The sequence below is a fragment of the Natrinema thermotolerans genome, from assembly GCF_031165565.1.
Classification (GTDB): Archaea; Halobacteriota; Halobacteria; order Halobacteriales; family Natrialbaceae; genus Natrinema; species Natrinema thermotolerans.
Genome location: NZ_CP101873.1, coordinates 4,257,031 through 4,272,967, shown reverse-complemented (window position 1 = coordinate 4,272,967; position 15,937 = coordinate 4,257,031). Strand labels below are relative to the sequence as shown.

Genomic DNA, 15,937 nt, shown 5'->3' with positions numbered 1-15,937 from the left:
GTGTCGGAACCGAGCGCCCGCGGCGGACGACGATTCGCGTGCTGTTTCGTCTCCCGAATCATCGTTTCGACACCACGCCTGACGAACACGCTCCCGGATCGGTTATCCTGGTTCGTGCGGGAAATTCCAGGGAGAACCCGCTTACTCGAGGCTATTCTTTGCGGAGTATAAAAGCCTTCGCAAAACCCAGGGCACTCCGGACGGTAGTTGTCGTTCCATGCACGTCACGCCGACACGGGTCGTCGAAGAGCGAGACTGGGTCCGTGACCGGGCCGAGACAGTCGTTCCGATCATCAACGACGTTCGCGACGATCTCGGCGAGATCTTCGATACCGAGGTCGACTCGATCACGACCGAGCAGTACCGCACGGAAGTCGACGTCGTCTTCGCCGACGGCGATCTGGCCGTCAACGTCGCCGCGATGGTCGCGATCCTTCGGGAGTTAGACGTCGAGGGCGATTATCCCGGGTTCGTCGTCGACGAACTGCTCGGCCGGGAGTTGGCCGCGACGATCGCCGGCCGCCAACCCCTTCGGACGCTGGGCGAGGCGACCTTTCACTACGCCGACCTCCACGTCCACGGCGACGCGAGCGAGAACGCGGGCGTCGACGACTGCGAGGCGGCGCTGGCCGCCGGCTTCCAGGAGCGACTGCCCGGCTGGAACTGGACCGACCGGGAGAGCCCGTTCGGCGTCCGTTATAGTAGCTCTTGAAAGTCAATGCACACCCGATCGCAGGACAACATTGCGATCGGTGTGTAAATCGTTTCAAGAGCTACTATAGCCGTCCGTCTCGGACTCGTTCGTTGAGCCGTTCCCGTCGGTCGATTCGTTGGTGTCCCCGGTGGACTCGTTCCCGGTTCCGGACTCGTTGCCCGTGCCGTCGCCTTGCTCGTCGATCGCGCTCTGCTGTTGCTCGAGTCGGGCCTGTTGCATGGCGAACTGCTCGTAGCTGTCCCCGGGGTAGATCGCGCTGATGTCGCCGTTCTGGAGGGCGGCGACGATCGTCTCGGCGGGTGCATCGACGAGGAAGAAGCCGTACGCGGGCGAGGCCTCCTCGATCGAGACGTCGCCGTTCGCGTCTGCCAGGTCCTCGACCGCGGTCGCGGCCTCCTCGGTCAGTTCGCGCTGTTTCTCCTGATAGCGCTGGCCGGCTTCCTGTTCGCTGATGTTGCCGTTCTCGATCGACTGACGAAGCTCCTGCTGGAGGCTCCGCAGCTGCTCCTGATCGGGGGTGACCGTCACCGTCAGGGGTCCGTCGGCGCTTCCCGAGTCGTCCTGTGTCAACGACTCGAGGGCGGAACAGCCGGCCAGTCCCGTGGCAGCACCGGTGCCGGACAGTGCGAGGAACCCGCGGCGGGTCGGTAGGTTCGACATCGTGTCGTCGGCGGGGGGCGATGCGGATATACCTTCTGCGTCGGCCCGACTCGAGCGCGTGGCGTCGGCATCGTCGTCGGCCGAGGGCGCGCCCCTTTTGGTCGTCGCGGCGCTACCTCGAGCCAGTGACCGACGCAGCGCCCCGCCGACGGACGGAAACGCTTCAGGAGCCGACGCCGCCGGTCGCCCGCGACGCCGTCGCCCGCGGGATCGACCGCGAGGCGATCGTGACCGTCTACGGCCGCTGTACCGTCGACTACGACGGCCGAGCGACGAGTTACCTCGAGGCGGGGGATCGCCACCTCATGCTCAAGCCCGACGGGGCGGCGCTGGTCCACACCGACGAGGGCCAACAGCCGGTCAACTGGCAGCCCCCGGGCTGTGACCACGCCGTCAGCTGTGCGGAGGGCGAACTCGTCGTCGAGAGCCTGCGGTCGACGCCCGACGAACGGCTCGCCGTCCGGTTCAGCGAGGTCCTGCAGGTCTCGGCCTTTTCCGGGACCGACGAGACAGACCTCGCACTGACCGGGACCGAGGAGGACCTCCGCCAGCGCATCCTCGAGGAGCCCGCCCTGCTCGAGGCCGGCTTCACGCCGCTGGCGACCGAACGCGACACGCCGGCGGGAGCCGTCGACATCTACGGCGAGGACGAAGCGGGCCGGGCGGTCGTCGTCGAACTGAAGCGCCGTCGGGTCGGCCCGGACGCGGTGAGTCAGCTCCGGCGGTACGTCGACGCCTTAGAGCGGGACCTCCACGCCGACGCGGCGGTCCGCGGGATCCTGGTCGCCCCCTCGGTGACCGACCGCGCCGGCCGGCTGTTGACCGAACACGGCCTCGAGTTCGTCTCGCTCGAGCCGCCGGCCGAGTGATCCGACGGGCCGCGTTCGGTCGGCTCCACTTCGTTCCCGTCTCTCCTCGCGGTCGTCCTCGAGCGGCGGTTTTGCGACCGTCCGCCGGGCCGCCCGGAATTGCGGAGAAAGGATCGCGCGTTCGAACTGGTCGATGTCGACGGCCGGCTACCGGCGAACGGTGAAGATCACGACTCCGAGGACCAGGAGGCCGACACCCCACCACCACGACTTCCCCGGGAGATACGCCAGCAACAGCGTGACGATACCCGAAGTGATGAGCGACCAGCCGATCGTCGTTCGATATGTCATGCTGTCAATCAGTGGGGGGAGCGAGTTGGGCGTTGTGCCGGAGGCTGCAAGATGGGTGTCCCGCCCGGACGGGACGCAAGCACCGGTCGTATCGTCCCGAGAGGACAATCACTCCTCGAGCAACCGCTTCAGCCGGTCGAGTTCCGTCAGCGCCTCGACGGGGGTCAGGTGGGCCAGATCGAGCGCGCGTAGTTCCGCAGCCACGTCCGTCGGCACGTCTCCTCCATCGGCGGTCGCAGCTGCCGTCTCGGCGGCCGGAGCGTCGCTCGAGGCAGTGGCGGTGTCGATCGCCTCGTCCCCCGGCTCGGTGTCCGCGTCGGCCGCCGCGACCAGGTCCCGCGCGCGGTCGACGACTGAATCGGGGACGCCGGCGGCGGTCGCGACCTCGACGCCGTAGGACCCCGTCGCCGCGCCGGGTGCGATCTCGTGGTGGAAGACGACCTCGCCGTCGACCTGCTCGACCTCGAAGTGCAGCGTGAATGCGGCCGCGAGGTCGTCTGCGAGTTCGGTCAGCGGGTGGTGGTGGGTCGCGAACAGGGTCGTCGCGCCGACCCGATCGTGGAGGTGTTCGGTGATCGCCTGCGCGATGGCCATCCCGTCGGCCGTCGAGGTGCCTCGGCCGACCTCGTCCAGCAGGACCAGCGAGTTCTCGTCGGCCTCCCGCAGGATCGTCGCGAGTTCGTCCATCTCGACCATGAACGTCGAGCGCCCGCCCGCGATGTCGTCGCTGGCCCCGACGCGAGTAAAGATTCGATCGACCGGCGTGAGCCGGGCGGCGCTGGCGGGCACGAAACTGCCGACCTGTGCCAGCAGGACGATCTGGGCGACCTGTCGCATGTAGGTCGACTTCCCCGACATGTTGGGGCCCGTGATCACCGCCAGCCGGCGGTCGTCGGTAAAGCGGGCATCGTTCGGGACGAACGACTCCTGCGTCCGCTCGACGACGGGGTGGCGACCGCCCTCGATCTCGAGGACGCGGCCGCCGCCGTCCGCACCGCTCCCACGCTCTTCGATCTCGGGTCGGCAGTAGTCGTACTGCGCCGCGGCCGTCGCCAGCGAGACCAAGGCGTCGAGCGCGGCGAGGGCCTCCGCCAGCCCCTGGACGCGCTCGACCTCGGCGGCGACTTCGCGGCGCACCTCGCAGAAGAGGTCGTACTCGCGTTCGTCGGCCCGCTCCTCCGCGCCGACGATCTCGTCCTCGCGTTCCTTGAGTTCCGGCGTGACGAACCGCTCGGAGTTCTTCAGCGTCTGGCGGCGCTGGTAGTTCTCGGGCACCGACTCGAGGTTGGGGTTGGTCACCTCAATGTAGTAGCCATGCACCGAGTTGTAGCCGACCTTCAGCGAGTCGATCCCGGTCCGTTCGCGTTCGCGTTCCTCCAGATCGTCGATCCACTGTTTGCCGTCGCGGGCGGTTCCCCGGAGGTCGTCTAAGTCCGCGTCGTAGCCCTCGGCGACGACCCCGCCCTCGGTGATCTCGATCGGCGGGTCGGCGACGATCGCGTCGTCGATCAGTTCCCGGACGTCGGCCAGCGGATCGAGGGCGTCGTGCAGCCGCCGGAGCCGATCACAGTCGGCGTCGGCGAGTTCCTCACGCACCTCGGGGACGACGGCCAGCGTGTCCCGCAGCGAGCGCAGGTCCCGCGCGTTCGCCCGCTCTCGGGAGATGCGACCGATCAGCCGCTCGAGGTCGTAGACGTCCCGCAGCAGGTCGTGAAGCCGCTCCCGGGTCCGGACCGCACCCGTCAGTTCCTCGACGGCGTCGAGCCGGGCCTCGATCCGGTCGGGCTCGAGCAGCGGTCGCCGGAGCCAGTCCCGGAGTTTCCGGCCGCCCAGCGCGCTCGCGGTCTCGTCTAAGACGCCGACCAGCGTCGCATCGTCGCGGCCGTGGACCGTCCGGGGCTCGAACAGCTCGAGGCTCCGCAGGGCAACGGCGTCGAGTAGGAGGTATTCGCGGGGATCGTACCGCGTGAGATGGGTGAGATACTCGAGGTGGTGGTCCTCGTCGTCGAGTGCGTCGTCCTCGGTCTCCGCCTCGTCGGCGGTCTCGCCGCGTTCGCCCTCGTGTGCCCCGCCGCGGACGTACTCCGCGTAGGACAGCAACGCGCCGCAGGCCCGAATCTCGGCATCGCTGGCGAGCAGGGCATCGGGGTTCCGGAAGTACGCCGAGAGCTTCGCTCCCGCTCGGTCGCGGTCGAAGGCGGTCTCGTCGTAGGGCGTGACCATGCAGTTCTCGGGGAGGAGGTCGGCGGGGGCGTCCGGGTCGACGACGGCTTCGGCGGGGTCGAACCGGCTCACCTCGTCGGCGATCGCCTCCCGCGAACTCGAGCTGGTCGCGAGGAAATCGCCCGTGGAGACGTCGAGCAGGGCCAGTGCGATCTCGTCGCCGTCGCTGCCGGCACCCTCGCCGCGGGCGACCGCGGCCACGAAGTTGTTGTCGTCGCCCGCCAGCAGTTCGTCCTCGGTGAGCGTCCCGGGCGTGATCACCCGCGTGACCGCCCGCTCGACGACCCCCGACGACTCGCCGGGCTCCTCGACCTGATCCGCGACGGCGACCCGGTAGCCGGCCTCGAGCAACTCCTCGATGTACGACTCGGCGTTGTCGATCGGGATGCCGGCCATCGGGTACTCCCCGGTCGAGTCCTCGCGGCTGGTCAGCGCGACCTCGAGCAGTCGCGCGCTGCGTTCGGCCGCGCCACAGAACGTCTCGTAGAAGTCCCCCACCTGAAAGAGAACGATCGCGTCGTCGTAGCGCGCACAGAGATCGTGGTACTGACGCATCATCGGCGTCAGCTCGTCGCGTTTCTCGGCCATCGCCTCGGGCGGGCCAAGCGCCGGATCCATACCCGGAATCGGCCGCCCGACGCTGAAATACCTTGCTGGATCGGCCGTCCCGCCGCCGGCTCGAGGGCGGTTCGCGAACCGGGTCGGGGAACGCTTCAGGCGTCCGTCTCGAAGTACAGGTCGGCGTGCTTCGCACAGCCGGGATTGAACGCCGCGTCGCAGGCCGGACAGCGGTAGTCGGCGGCGCGGTAGTCGGGGACGGTGAGCGCGGTCCCGCAGACGCCACAGAGAACCGACGGCTCGTCGAACCGGTCGCGCGGCCACGGCACGGCCTCGTGGTCGGTCGTCTCCTCGTGGCAGCGGAAACAGGGAAAGAAGTCCTCGCAGCAGGCGAATTTGAACGCGACGACGTCGCGGTCGGTGTCGTAGTGGGCACACCGCGTTTCCGGACCGACGTCGACGCCGCGGACCGTGTGGCCGCCGATCGATTGCACGCGTGGCTCGAGGGTCGGCGGGTGCTTCGGTGTTGCGGTGGCGGCCAGATCGGTGGTCGGACTCGAGGGGGCAGCTTGTTTGATGGGGCCAGCGCTCGAGTGCCCTGAAGGGTACAGGGCAATTGCGCGCCGCGCTGAGAGAAAGACGAACTGACCGGTGCCAGACGGTACAGTAGTGCTACTTCAGCAGTAGGTGTAGATGGGACCTGGATAACGACTACTGTCGAGTTCCGCTTAGGCGGGGAGAGATTAGATTCTGACTGACGGCCAGTACAGCGTGTGGATTCAACGAGAAAGCAAAGGTGATCGGTGAGACAGTCTGCTGACGCCTACGTATGTCAACCCTTAGTCGCTTTCATGCTAGTGAAGGATCTAAAATCGCCGATAATGAACGGCTCCCCCTCGAATGGCCCAACATAGACGATCACCTCTCCCCAGCCGTCGGTGGGTTCCTCGGTCGGTTGGTATGGAACCCAGATCTCCGGTAAAAAGCCGCCGGTATGGTGGACCAGAGTGATTTGTTCTGCGTCGCCGCCAAACGCCTCCGCGTCAGGCACGAGATTAGCCACTTCTTCCCCTCCTAATTGTCGCTGCTCGCCGTTTTCGCCGGAAAACGTGAACGTGGCAAACTCGGATACGGACAGTTCGGTAAATTCACCGAGGGACACGTTGACTCCCTCTCGGCTCATTCCCCGATCGTTCTGCATCGTCTCTGTCAGTTGCTCGACCGACGCTCCATCTCCCGATCCCTCGAGCTGTGTCATCGATAGACAACTGGCTGCTTGTTCGAGATCTCCATTCGCAGCCGCTGTATAATACTCTTCGACGAGTGATGCCGCGGCGGAACTTCCGTCGCTATCGCTCCCGGGGGTATTGCCTTGGCCAGAACGTCCATCGCTGTCGTTCTCCGGGGTATTGCCTTGGCTAGAACTACATCCGGCGAATGAAAGCACTCCCCCTGTCCCAAGCGTTGCAAGTAGAGTTCGTCGACGAGTCATGATGGAAAGCAAAGAACAGAATCTGATAAAACTACTTGAATATTCCATTATGTTGGTCTGGTTGGCAAATGTTCCGTTCGATATGCACACGCAATTATCGGGACGTTCACTTCTCCTTCTCGAGCGGGGAATCCGAAACCCCGCAAAATAGCACGTCGTGCGTGCGAATCGCTCGATGAGATGGCCCTCCGACGGCGTTGTCACTCGAGCCGAAAAGCGAGTCGACGCCGCGCTCGAGCGAGTCACTCGAACTGGGCGGTGTCGCCGCGCCGGTAGCGGTCGACCCGACGGTAGCCGTGGACGGTCGCACCGGGGTCGAGTTCGATCTCGTAGCGGCCGATGATGTCCTGGGTGTCGGGGACGGCTCTGCGTTCGACCACTTCGACGACGGCGCGCCAGCCGTCGTCGGTCGGCGAGATCTCGCTGACGCCGTCGAACTCGTGGCCGATGAGTTGGCCGGCGGTCGACTGGACCGTCTCGCGAACCGCGAGGATGCCCGCGATCTCCTCCTGCTCGACGTCGACCTCCTTCTCGACCTCGTCGGGGTCGGTCATCTCGTCGGCGGTCATATGGGTCGTGCCGCGAGAGCGGGGCTCCTCGATCTCGTCGCTCTCGTCCTGTTCCTCCTCCTGACTCGCTTGGCTGTCGCTCACTGTTGGATCATTCTCGTCGTGTTGGTAGCAGAAGCCGTCCTCGCCGGCCGGCCGCGAGCAGCGCTCGCCGTCCTCGGTGCGGGCCTTGCACTGCTCTCGTGATTGTGTTTCGGCTTCGGCCATTGGTCTGTGTTCGGTCGGTGACTCGTTCGATCGCCTCCGGGTCGGTTAGATGGTCTCGCCGATCCGCGTTCGCAAGTCGTCGATGTCGTCGCCGTCCTCGCCGGCGACCTTCGGCGCGAGGACGTCCGTGAAGACGTGGGTCAGCGTCTCGTCGTCGAACTCGCCGTCCCCGTCGTGGCCGTCGAAGACGGCCACCCCCTGCGCGGCGGTGATCGCCGCCCGGGTGCCGACGACGATCTCGAGTTCGTCCCGGAGCGCCCGCGTCTTCGCGACGATGGCCGCGATATCGTCCGCCGAGAGGTCGACGTGTGCGCCGACGATCTCGCGTTCGGTCTCGTCGTCGTAGTAGTCGACGTGGACGCCGATGAACCGATCGAGCAGGGCGTCCTGCTGTTCGTGGACACCGGCGTACTCCACGTCGTTCGAGGTCAGGATCGCCCGGAACTCGGGGTGAACGTCGATCGTCCGGTCCTCGCCGCGCTTGCCCGGTCGCTCGAGGACGCCCTCCTCGAAGACCGAGAGCAAGACGTTGTGGGCGGCGGGATCACTGCGCGAGAACTCGTTGTAGACGAGCGTCGCACCCTCCCGGACGGCCACGGAGAGTGGGTTGTCGACCCAGCGCTCGCGAACGATCTGGGTCTTCTTGTCGACGCCGCTAACGTACCGGTCGTGTTCCTCGTAGCGTTCGCCGCCGGCGTGGGAGCCGACCAGCGCGGCGGTGTCGACCGACTCGTCGCCGTTGAGCCAGACGACCGGGCGACCGCGCTCTGCGGCGGCCGACAGGGCAAGCGCCGTCTTGCCACAGCCGGTCGGCCCGATCAGGTGGACCGGCTGGTCCGCCTCGAGCCAGCCGTTGATCCGGTCGCGCAGCGACCGGACGGCGTCGGTCTCGACGAACGGCTCGGGGACGACGTCGTCGGGGTCGGAAAGGGGACTGTCGCCGTTGCGTTCGCCGACGCTCGATGCCGTTCGCGCGAGCTTTTTCTTCGCTTTGCGACCTTCCTTCTGCTCGCGACTGGCCCGGATCTTCGTGCCGCGGACCGTTCGCTTGCGCGACGTGTCGTCGGCCATGGGGAGTTACTCCGCCGACTTCGGCGACGACTCTGGGCGGGGCTCGACCTCGAGTTCCTCCAGCTCGTCGAGGTCGCCCTCCGCCGTGGCCTGCTCAATTTTTGCGATCTCCTCCGCGTAGTGCAGGAAGGTGTCGACCGAGGCGACCACGACCCGGGCCTCGATGGTCAGGAGTTCGATCCCGACGACCGAGATCCGCGCCCAGACGTCGATGACGACGCCCTTGTCGAGGACGCGGTCCAGTACCTCCGCGAGGCTCGAGGAGTCGGGTCTTCGTTGTGGTTGTGCCATACACCCGCTCTTCAGCGGGAGTTCGTAACACGGCTTGGACTGCGACTGCAAGCCGGCGGAGGCGAGTCGGCCGTCGACGCGACGCGAGCGGGCTCGCCGGCGGGAGGGCGACGGGGGCTGCGACTGCAAGCACCACGGTAACCCGGGACGGTGGTGTAGCCCCGACGACGATACTCGCGTACTCCCGCCCAGCGTTCGGACGAGTACCGCTATCGCCCCCACTGAAACGATGAGTAATCGATACGTCTACGGCGTCGTCGAAGCCGACACCGTCGAGTTCGAGACCGAGGCCGTCGCCGGTGCCGATCGCGTCTATACGATCTCGCATCGCCGGCTCGGAGCCGTCGTGTCGGACGTCGACACCACCGACCCCGAGGAGACCGACGCGGACGCACAGCGCCACGACGAGGTCCTCCGCGAGATCATGGACTACGACGGCGGGACGACCGTCGTCCCGATGCAGTTCGGCATGGCCTTCGAGAGCGACCGGGCACTGAAGAACGTCCTGCGCGGCGCGCGGCCCGCGTTCCGGCGCGCGATGAACGACATCGAGGGCACGGTCGAACTCGGGCTCAAACTCGTCAGCGAGGACGGGGCCGAGGTCGACCGCGAGGCGATCGCGGCCGAGGTCGCGGACCGCCTCGATCCCGTCGCCGCACAGGTCGTCGAGAACGACCTGTTCAGCGACCGGCTCGTCTGTAACCGCTCGTATCTCGTCGCCGAGGACGACCGGGCGGCGTTCGACGACGAGATCGCCCGCTTCGAGGACGATCACGACGAGCTCATGGTCCGGTACACCGGGCCGTTCGCACCCTACAGCTTCGTCGACGTGAAAATCGGCGCCCAACAGTAACCATGTTCATCCTCGACGACCTCCTGTTCCGACCGTTCGTCGGCATCATCAACGCCCTCCACTCGATCGCGCTCGACGAGCTGTACGACGTCGAGGCCCTCGAGGCCGATCTCAAGGAGAACCAGCTACTGTACGAACTCGGCGAGCGTGACGAGGACGAGTACCGGCGTCGCAAGGAGCGACTCGAGGCGGACCTCGAGGTCGCCCGCGACGTTCACGAGCGGCTCTCGAGCGGCCGCGTAGAGGTGAAACGATAATGACCGACAGCACCCCCGACGACCGCGACGAATCGGCCGACGACGGCGACTACGAGAGCGACAGCTGGCTCTCGAGCCTGCTGTCCGCACTGGAGTCTTTGGAGGGCGACACGACGTCGACCTCGGGCCGTCGCCGGAGCGACCGGGCGGTCTTCGATTACGATATCTCGATCCGATCCGGCGACGATCTTACCGCCGACCCATCGCCGTCGGAACGGCGTTCGTTCGGCGGGTGGCCGGGCGAGGGGACGGCCGGCCGCGACCGATCGCGGAACCGCCGCGTTCGGTCCACGAGCCCCTCGAGCGATCATCACGTCGCCACCCGGGAACACGAGGACGAACTGCTCGTCACGGCGGACGTCGCCGGGGTCGATCCGGCGGACGTCACGGTCGGGTTCGACGACTCGACGCTCGTCGTCGCCGTCGACGGGACCGAACTCGATCGGGTCAAGGTTCCGTGGGCGGAGCGGACCGCCGAGGCCGAGATGAGAAACGGTGTACTGACGGTTCACGTCCGAGCGCAAGCGGACGACGCCGCTACTGACGACGAGACAGCCGCCGACGATGGGACGGACGGCGGAGGCGACACATGAGCGACGCCGAGTCCGAGGAGAGTCTCGAGGCGCTGGTCGACGACGCAATCGAGAGCATCGGGCGACTCGAGGGGACGCTCGCGGACAGCGAGACGATCGACGACCTCGACGACGACACCCTCGAGACGGTCGTTGGCGACCTCGATACCCTCGTTCGGGTCGCCGAGGAGGCCGCCGAACTGCTCGAGGCGATCGACGTGAGCGAACTGCCCGACGCGGTCGACGGCGACGAACTCCTCGACGCGATCGAACTCGGGGAGATCCCCGACGCGGTGGCCGACGAGGAGACGGGCGCAACCGACCTCGTCGACTTCACGGAACTCCTCGGCGCGATCGACCTCCTGAACGCTTGGAACGCCGCGGACCTGACCGACGTCTGGGAAAACAAGCGCGAACTCGACGCCGCCCTCGACGACCTCGAGGACGGCGACGACGCGGGGATGCTCGAGGACGCGGTCTCGGACGTCGCGGACGGCGGGGACGACGGCGAGGGCCTGCTCGGCGACGACGAGGATGGCGTCCTCGACAGCGGCATGGACGCCGGCGCGGCGGCCAAGGAAGCGTTGGGCGACATCGACGTCGCCGAGGACCCGGAGGCCTATCAGGTCGCCATCCAGCAGCAGGCGATGCGGGGTATCGACGCCTTTCGGGCCGCACTGCTCGAGACCCACGAGAAGTTCGAGCGACTGTACGAGTTCAACCGCGAGAAGATGCGCCGCCAGGACAGGGGGACGAACTCGCGGAACCCGACGGCGTCCTCGACGATGCCCGTCGACCGGCGCGATCTCGGCGGCGGGGCCCGCTACTCGACGGTGCCCCAAGACGTGAAGCTCTCGACGGCACCCAGCCGCAAGCGGATCTACGGCCGCCGGTTCGAACTCGAGCGCGAACGGCAGCGACAGAACGAACGGCCGGAGCGCCAGCGGCGAAACGAACGGCAGGAGCGGCAGCGATGACCCGACAGGAGACCCAACGATGACAGACCCACCACTCCGCCGACCGACCGACAGCGAGGTGCGTGCGACGACCGACTGCGCCGCGACGACCCGTCACGGAGGTGATCGCAGTGCCCGATGACTTCCAGCCCAGCCGCCAGAAGGCCGATCTGGCCGAGGTCGTCGAGATGTTACTCGACAAGGGAATCGTCATCAACGCCGACATCGCCGTCTCGATCGGCGATACCCAACTGCTCGGCGTCCAGGTCCGGGCCGCTATCGCCTCCTTCGAGACCGCGGCGAAGTACGGCCTCGAGTTCCCCGAAGGAACCGATATGCGCCGGGTCGCCGAGGCGGTCGACGACCCCGCGATCGCGGAGCAGGATCGGCCAAACCCAGTGATCGATCCGACTCGCGGCGTCAACGTCACGGCCGAGGAGGACGCCGACGGTGAGGCAGCCTCGGCGGACGACGGGCGAGGCGGCGAATCGACCGAGAGCAAGCTTGCCGTCGGCGACGAGGAACAGGTCAGCGAACGACTCGGTGCCAGACCCGACCCCGAGCGGCCCACCAGCGGCGGGTTCGATCTGCTCAGTGACGACGAGGCGGACTCGAGCGACGCCGACTCGAGCGACGGAGACGCAGACGACGAGGCCGTCCCGGACGCGGAGTCGGAGACCGAATCGGGGGGTGACGACCCGTGACGGCGATCGACGTCGGCGACGGCGAGGACGCTCGCGACGGGCTGATGACGCTCGTCATCGCTGTCGTCGAGATCCTGATCGACGCCCTCGAGCGCGAGGCGGTCCGGCGCATGGAGTCGGGCAATCTCACCGACGAGGAGATCGAGCGGCTGGGCGGCCAACTCGCCAGAATCGAGACCGAGATCGAGCGGCTCAAGGACGACGAGGGGATCGAGGATGGCGTCGACGACCTTCGAAGCGATCTGGACGGGCTGGTCAACGACGCGATCGAACAACTCCACGGCCAGCCGACGGCGACGACGCAACCCGGCCACTCCGTCTTCGGGGGAGAGTCCGAATGAGCGACCACGATCTCGAGGACCCCGCCGACCGGCTCGAGACGATCGAGGGGGCAGGGACCGCGGAGCCGGCCGACGCCCCGTCGATCGACGAGGGGCGGTACCTCTACTGTCTCGTTCGGGCCGACGGGGACGCCGCGCTCGAGACGACCGGCGTCGACGGCGAGCCGGTGTCGGTCGTCGTCGCGGACGGCATCGGCGCGGTCGTCCACGCCTGCGACGGCATCTACGACTCCGGAGATCTCGCCCAGATCAGGCGCTGGCTCGTCCGCCACCAGACGGTCGTCGACGAGGCGGGCCAGGCCTTCGGCACGCCGATCCCCTTCCAGTTCGATACGATCCTCCGGGGCGACGACGACGGCCTGCGCGAGTGGCTCCGCGAGGAGCGAACGATCCTCGAGCAGGCCCTTGAGGGCCTCGCCGGCCACTGGGAGTACCGCGTCGAGGTCGTCGAGATCGATCCGATCGACGACGCGGCGCTGATCGAGTGCGACGACCGCCTGCGCGACCTCGACGAGCGGATCGCCGACGCCGAGGAGGGAACCGCCTTCCTGCTCGAGAAGCAGTTCGACCAGCGGCTGACCGAACTTCGGGCGGCCCGCCGGGAGTCGGTGACCGCCGACCTGCAGGAGCGACTGGCCGCGAAAGCCAGGGAGGTCCACGCCCTCGGGCGGTCGCCGAGCGCGGGGCTGTCGGACGACGTGGCCGGAAGCGGGTCGGACTCGAACGCGAGCGCAGGCCGCGACGTGGACGGCGGTGAGACCCTCACGCGGCTCACCCTGCTGGCCCACGAGGACGACGAGGGTGTGATCGGCTCGATCCTCGACGACGTGGCCGCAACCGACGGCCTCGAGGTCCGGTTCACGGGGCCGTGGCCGCCGTATACGTTCGCGCCCGAGCTGGGAGGCGACGGAACCGACGGCGAACACACGAACCCGAACCTATGAGACCGCGAAAGGACGACGAGACCCTCGTCGATGTCCTCGATGTGTTGCTCCGGGACGGAGCGATCCTCCGCGCGGACGTGATTGTCTCGATCGCCGATATCCCGCTGGTCGGCATCAAGCTCACCGCGGCGATCGCCGGCATGGAGACGATGAACGAGTACGGGCTCTTCGAGGACTGGGACGCCCACCGGCGGATGGCGGCCGCCGGTCGCCGCACCCACTACGACGATCCGAACGCGGACCGGGAGGACACCGAGCCGGACGCGGCCCTCGAGGGGCTCGAGGAACTGGGAATCAGCAGTTCGAACGCCGGCATCGACGAGACGGAAGAAACGAACGAGAAGGACTGATCAGGATCGCGCGAGGACCGCCCTCGTGATCGGCGAGATCATACGGTTCGCGGTCGGACGCCCCCGAACGGGGGCGACGGGTCAGGCGTACTTCGGGCGCTCGGTCGTGTGTTCGACCTCGCCGGTGACGGTCTCCTCGTCGCGGTCCTCGTCGTAGACGTACTTCCCGGTCGCGCCACAGAGCGTACACTCGTAGGTCTCGGAGATCTCGTTGATCATCTCGCCGTCCTCGAAGTAGACGCGGCTCTGCGTGATCTGCAGGAACTGGGCGGTCTCGCAGTTAGTGCAGGTGATCATACCCGTTCGATAGCCACGACCGGTTGTAGTTATCCGGCTTGTAACCGAAAGCGACGGGAAGCTATCGCCCTCTTACCCCGGTCTCGGCCGCTCGAGGTCCACCGTGGCGATGCCGTCGGCGCTCCGGCTCCCGAACGGCCGGGTAATAACACCGTAACCACCGGACAGAAGTGGGAACGCGGAACGACGAACCCGTCGCTGTTCGACGGACGAAAAATCGTCTTTCCTGACGAAATACCGTAATTACCGGGCACCGATTCGGCGGCTCCCGACCGGCGTCGAACCGGACTCGAGGCGTGGCCACGACCCGGGAACTCAGACGGTCTGCTGTACGTCATTTCCGGTGCGACCGTAGGCTGTGTCGCGGTCGCACCGATACATCGGTACAGCAAACCGTATCAGTCGCCGACGGGGACTCGTTTTCCGGTCCTCGCCGCCTCGTAGGCCGCTTCGGTCAGGGCCGTCACCCGGAGGGCGTCCCGGACCGTCGCCGGCGGCTCGGTCCCCTCGCGGACGCTCTCGAGGAAGGCGTCGGCCCGGGACCGCTCGCCTCGGGGGTCGACGTAGGGAGTATACTCGCCGGCGTCGGCGTCGATCTCGCGGACCTCTCGGGGGCCCCACTGGGTCCCCTCGAGGTAGACCGCGCCCGCGTCGTCCCACAAATGGACGTGTTCCCGGACCGACGGCGCGTCGCCGTGGAACGAAAACGTCCCGGTCGCGCCGTTCTCGAACGCGACGTCGAGGTGGGCGCGGCGGTCGACCCGGCCGGCCTCGTCGTGGAAGTCCATGCTGGCGGCGACCGAGGCGGGCTCGAGGGGACCGACCTCTCTGCGGGTGCGACGGGAACGATCCCGCTCCAGACGACGAAGGGACGCCGACGGTTCCAGTTCAGCGTCTCGGCGGTCGACGACGCCGAAGCCGATACCGATGGCGGGGCCGGTCCGGTTGCGAGAACCGTACTGTTACGTGACGTGACCGACCGCCAGACGCGCGAACAGCGACTGGCTGTACTCAATCGCGTCCTCCGGCACAACGTTCGGAACGAACTGGACGTCGTTCTCGCGTACGCCGACCGTATCGATGACGAAGACGTGCGGGACGGAATTCGTGACAGTGCGACCGACCTCGTCGAACTCAGCAGCAAGGCCCGGGCGGCCGAGAACGTGATGACCGCCAGCGCGGGGTCGCCTGAGCCGGTCGATCTCGCTGCCGTCGCACGGGAAGTCGTCGAGGAGTACCGAACTGCCAACCGCCCGTGTGAAATTTCGTTGTCCTGTCCCGGCGAGATACTCGTCTCGTCGCATCGATCCGTCGTCCGGCGCGTGCTGTCGGAACTCGTCGATAACGCGATCACGCACGCGGACCGCTCGCCCCGGATCGAGATCACGGCTCGAGCGAGTCCCGACGGTACCGCCGAACTCGTCGTCGCGGACGACGGACCGGGGATTCCGGCTCGAGAGCGAAAAATACTGGATAACGGAACGGAGACGCAACTCGAACACGGGAGCGGTATCGGACTCTGGTTCGTCAACTGGGCCGTCACGCAACTGGGCGGGGACCTCTCTTTCCGTGAAAACGAGCCGACGGGGAGCGTTGTGACTGTTCGTCTATACGACACCGAATATACGTCGTGATCGGACTGAAAAGACGAGTGTCGGCGGACGGATGGCGTGTCAACTGGCGGTAGCTATCGCTCCGGTATTGCGGAGCGACAGGG

At 67.1% G+C, this 15,937-nt stretch carries 20 protein-coding genes and 1 pseudogene; 11 read left to right on the top strand and 10 right to left on the bottom strand.

Annotated elements, in window-relative coordinates:
- Window positions 1-217: 217 nt before the first annotated feature.
- Complete coding sequence (locus tag NP511_RS21940; protein WP_049966638.1) at window positions 218-712, top strand: DUF7984 family protein; 495 nt, start codon at window positions 218-220, stop codon at window positions 710-712.
- A gap of 54 nt (window positions 713-766) precedes the next feature.
- Here the strand turns inward: NP511_RS21940 and NP511_RS21935 are convergent, their stop codons facing one another.
- Window positions 767-1,375 carry a hypothetical protein gene (locus tag NP511_RS21935; protein WP_049966637.1) on the bottom strand — a complete coding sequence of 203 codons (609 nt, stop codon included), beginning with the start codon at window positions 1,373-1,375 and terminating at the stop codon, window positions 767-769.
- 125 nt (window positions 1,376-1,500) lie between these two features.
- Between NP511_RS21935 and nucS the strand changes: the two genes are divergently transcribed.
- The gene (gene nucS, locus NP511_RS21930; RefSeq protein ID WP_049966636.1) at window positions 1,501-2,244 is read left to right on the top strand and encodes an endonuclease NucS; all 744 of its coding nucleotides are present in this window, start codon (window positions 1,501-1,503) and stop codon (window positions 2,242-2,244) included.
- A 147-nt stretch (window positions 2,245-2,391) separates the two neighbouring features.
- Here the strand turns inward: nucS and NP511_RS21925 are convergent, their stop codons facing one another.
- From NP511_RS21925 to gvpA, 7 genes are all read right to left on the bottom strand, one after another.
- Window positions 2,392-2,535 (bottom strand): hypothetical protein, encoded by a 144-nt coding sequence (locus NP511_RS21925; protein WP_006182099.1) that lies wholly within the window; start codon window positions 2,533-2,535, stop codon window positions 2,392-2,394.
- A gap of 108 nt (window positions 2,536-2,643) precedes the next feature.
- A complete protein-coding gene (gene mutS, locus NP511_RS21920) occupies window positions 2,644-5,376 on the bottom strand; it encodes a DNA mismatch repair protein MutS (protein ID WP_049966635.1) in 2,733 nt (910 codons plus the stop codon).
- Between the two features lie 95 nt (window positions 5,377-5,471).
- A complete protein-coding gene (locus NP511_RS21915; RefSeq protein ID WP_049966634.1) occupies window positions 5,472-5,810 on the bottom strand; it encodes a CHY zinc finger protein in 339 nt (112 codons plus the stop codon).
- A gap of 338 nt (window positions 5,811-6,148) precedes the next feature.
- Window positions 6,149-6,574, bottom strand: coding sequence for a hypothetical protein (locus NP511_RS21910; RefSeq protein ID WP_049966633.1), 426 nt, complete (start codon window positions 6,572-6,574; stop codon window positions 6,149-6,151).
- 476 nt (window positions 6,575-7,050) lie between these two features.
- On the bottom strand, window positions 7,051-7,584 hold the full coding sequence (gene gvpO, locus NP511_RS21905) for a gas vesicle protein GvpO, halophile-type (protein WP_049966632.1): 534 nt from the start codon (window positions 7,582-7,584) through the stop codon (window positions 7,051-7,053).
- 45 nt (window positions 7,585-7,629) lie between these two features.
- Window positions 7,630-8,655 carry a gas vesicle protein GvpN gene (gene gvpN, locus NP511_RS21900; RefSeq protein ID WP_049966631.1) on the bottom strand — a complete coding sequence of 342 codons (1,026 nt, stop codon included), beginning with the start codon at window positions 8,653-8,655 and terminating at the stop codon, window positions 7,630-7,632.
- A 6-nt stretch (window positions 8,656-8,661) separates the two neighbouring features.
- Entirely contained in the window at window positions 8,662-8,946 is a 285-nt protein-coding gene (gvpA, locus tag NP511_RS21895) for a gas vesicle protein GvpA (protein WP_006182094.1), read from the bottom strand.
- A 229-nt stretch (window positions 8,947-9,175) separates the two neighbouring features.
- On the opposite strand from gvpA, the gene NP511_RS21890 reads away from it, so the two are divergent.
- The 8 genes from NP511_RS21890 (at window position 9,176) to gvpM (ending at window position 13,923) form a co-directional block, all read left to right on the top strand.
- On the top strand, window positions 9,176-9,799 hold the full coding sequence (locus NP511_RS21890; protein ID WP_049966630.1) for a GvpL/GvpF family gas vesicle protein: 624 nt from the start codon (window positions 9,176-9,178) through the stop codon (window positions 9,797-9,799).
- Between the two features lie 2 nt (window positions 9,800-9,801).
- On the top strand, window positions 9,802-10,056 hold the full coding sequence (gvpF, locus tag NP511_RS21885) for a gas vesicle protein GvpF (RefSeq protein ID WP_006650650.1): 255 nt from the start codon (window positions 9,802-9,804) through the stop codon (window positions 10,054-10,056).
- Entirely contained in the window at window positions 10,056-10,649 is a 594-nt protein-coding gene (locus tag NP511_RS21880) for a DUF7127 family protein (protein ID WP_006650649.1), read from the top strand. The genes gvpF and NP511_RS21880 overlap by 1 nt, the downstream gene beginning before the upstream one ends.
- The gene (locus tag NP511_RS21875; RefSeq protein WP_049966629.1) at window positions 10,646-11,605 is read left to right on the top strand and encodes a hypothetical protein; all 960 of its coding nucleotides are present in this window, start codon (window positions 10,646-10,648) and stop codon (window positions 11,603-11,605) included. Before NP511_RS21880 ends, NP511_RS21875 begins: the two co-directional genes overlap by 4 nt.
- Before the next feature lie 101 nt (window positions 11,606-11,706).
- Window positions 11,707-12,288, top strand: coding sequence for a gas vesicle protein GvpJ (gvpJ, locus tag NP511_RS21870; protein ID WP_049966922.1), 582 nt, complete (start codon window positions 11,707-11,709; stop codon window positions 12,286-12,288).
- Window positions 12,285-12,629, top strand: coding sequence for a gas vesicle protein K (locus NP511_RS21865; RefSeq protein WP_049966628.1), 345 nt, complete (start codon window positions 12,285-12,287; stop codon window positions 12,627-12,629). The genes gvpJ and NP511_RS21865 overlap by 4 nt, the downstream gene beginning before the upstream one ends.
- Window positions 12,626-13,573, top strand: coding sequence for a gas vesicle protein GvpL (gene gvpL, locus NP511_RS21860; protein ID WP_049966627.1), 948 nt, complete (start codon window positions 12,626-12,628; stop codon window positions 13,571-13,573). The genes NP511_RS21865 and gvpL overlap by 4 nt, the downstream gene beginning before the upstream one ends.
- Window positions 13,570-13,923 (top strand): gas vesicle protein GvpM, encoded by a 354-nt coding sequence (gene gvpM / locus NP511_RS21855; protein ID WP_049966626.1) that lies wholly within the window; start codon window positions 13,570-13,572, stop codon window positions 13,921-13,923. The genes gvpL and gvpM overlap by 4 nt, the downstream gene beginning before the upstream one ends.
- 81 nt (window positions 13,924-14,004) lie before the next feature.
- On the opposite strand, the gene NP511_RS21850 is transcribed toward gvpM, so the two are convergent.
- Together NP511_RS21850 and NP511_RS21845 are read right to left on the bottom strand one after the other, a co-directional pair.
- A complete protein-coding gene (locus NP511_RS21850) occupies window positions 14,005-14,220 on the bottom strand; it encodes a hypothetical protein (RefSeq protein WP_006182085.1) in 216 nt (71 codons plus the stop codon).
- 398 nt (window positions 14,221-14,618) lie between these two features.
- Window positions 14,619-15,035: pseudogene (locus NP511_RS21845) on the bottom strand (Gfo/Idh/MocA family oxidoreductase); the annotation flags it as partial.
- Window positions 15,036-15,386: 351 nt separating this feature from the next.
- On the opposite strand from NP511_RS21845, the gene NP511_RS21840 reads away from it, so the two are divergent.
- Window positions 15,387-15,854 (top strand): sensor histidine kinase, encoded by a 468-nt coding sequence (locus tag NP511_RS21840; RefSeq protein ID WP_308986960.1) that lies wholly within the window; start codon window positions 15,387-15,389, stop codon window positions 15,852-15,854.
- The last annotated feature ends 83 nt before the right edge of the window (window positions 15,855-15,937 follow it).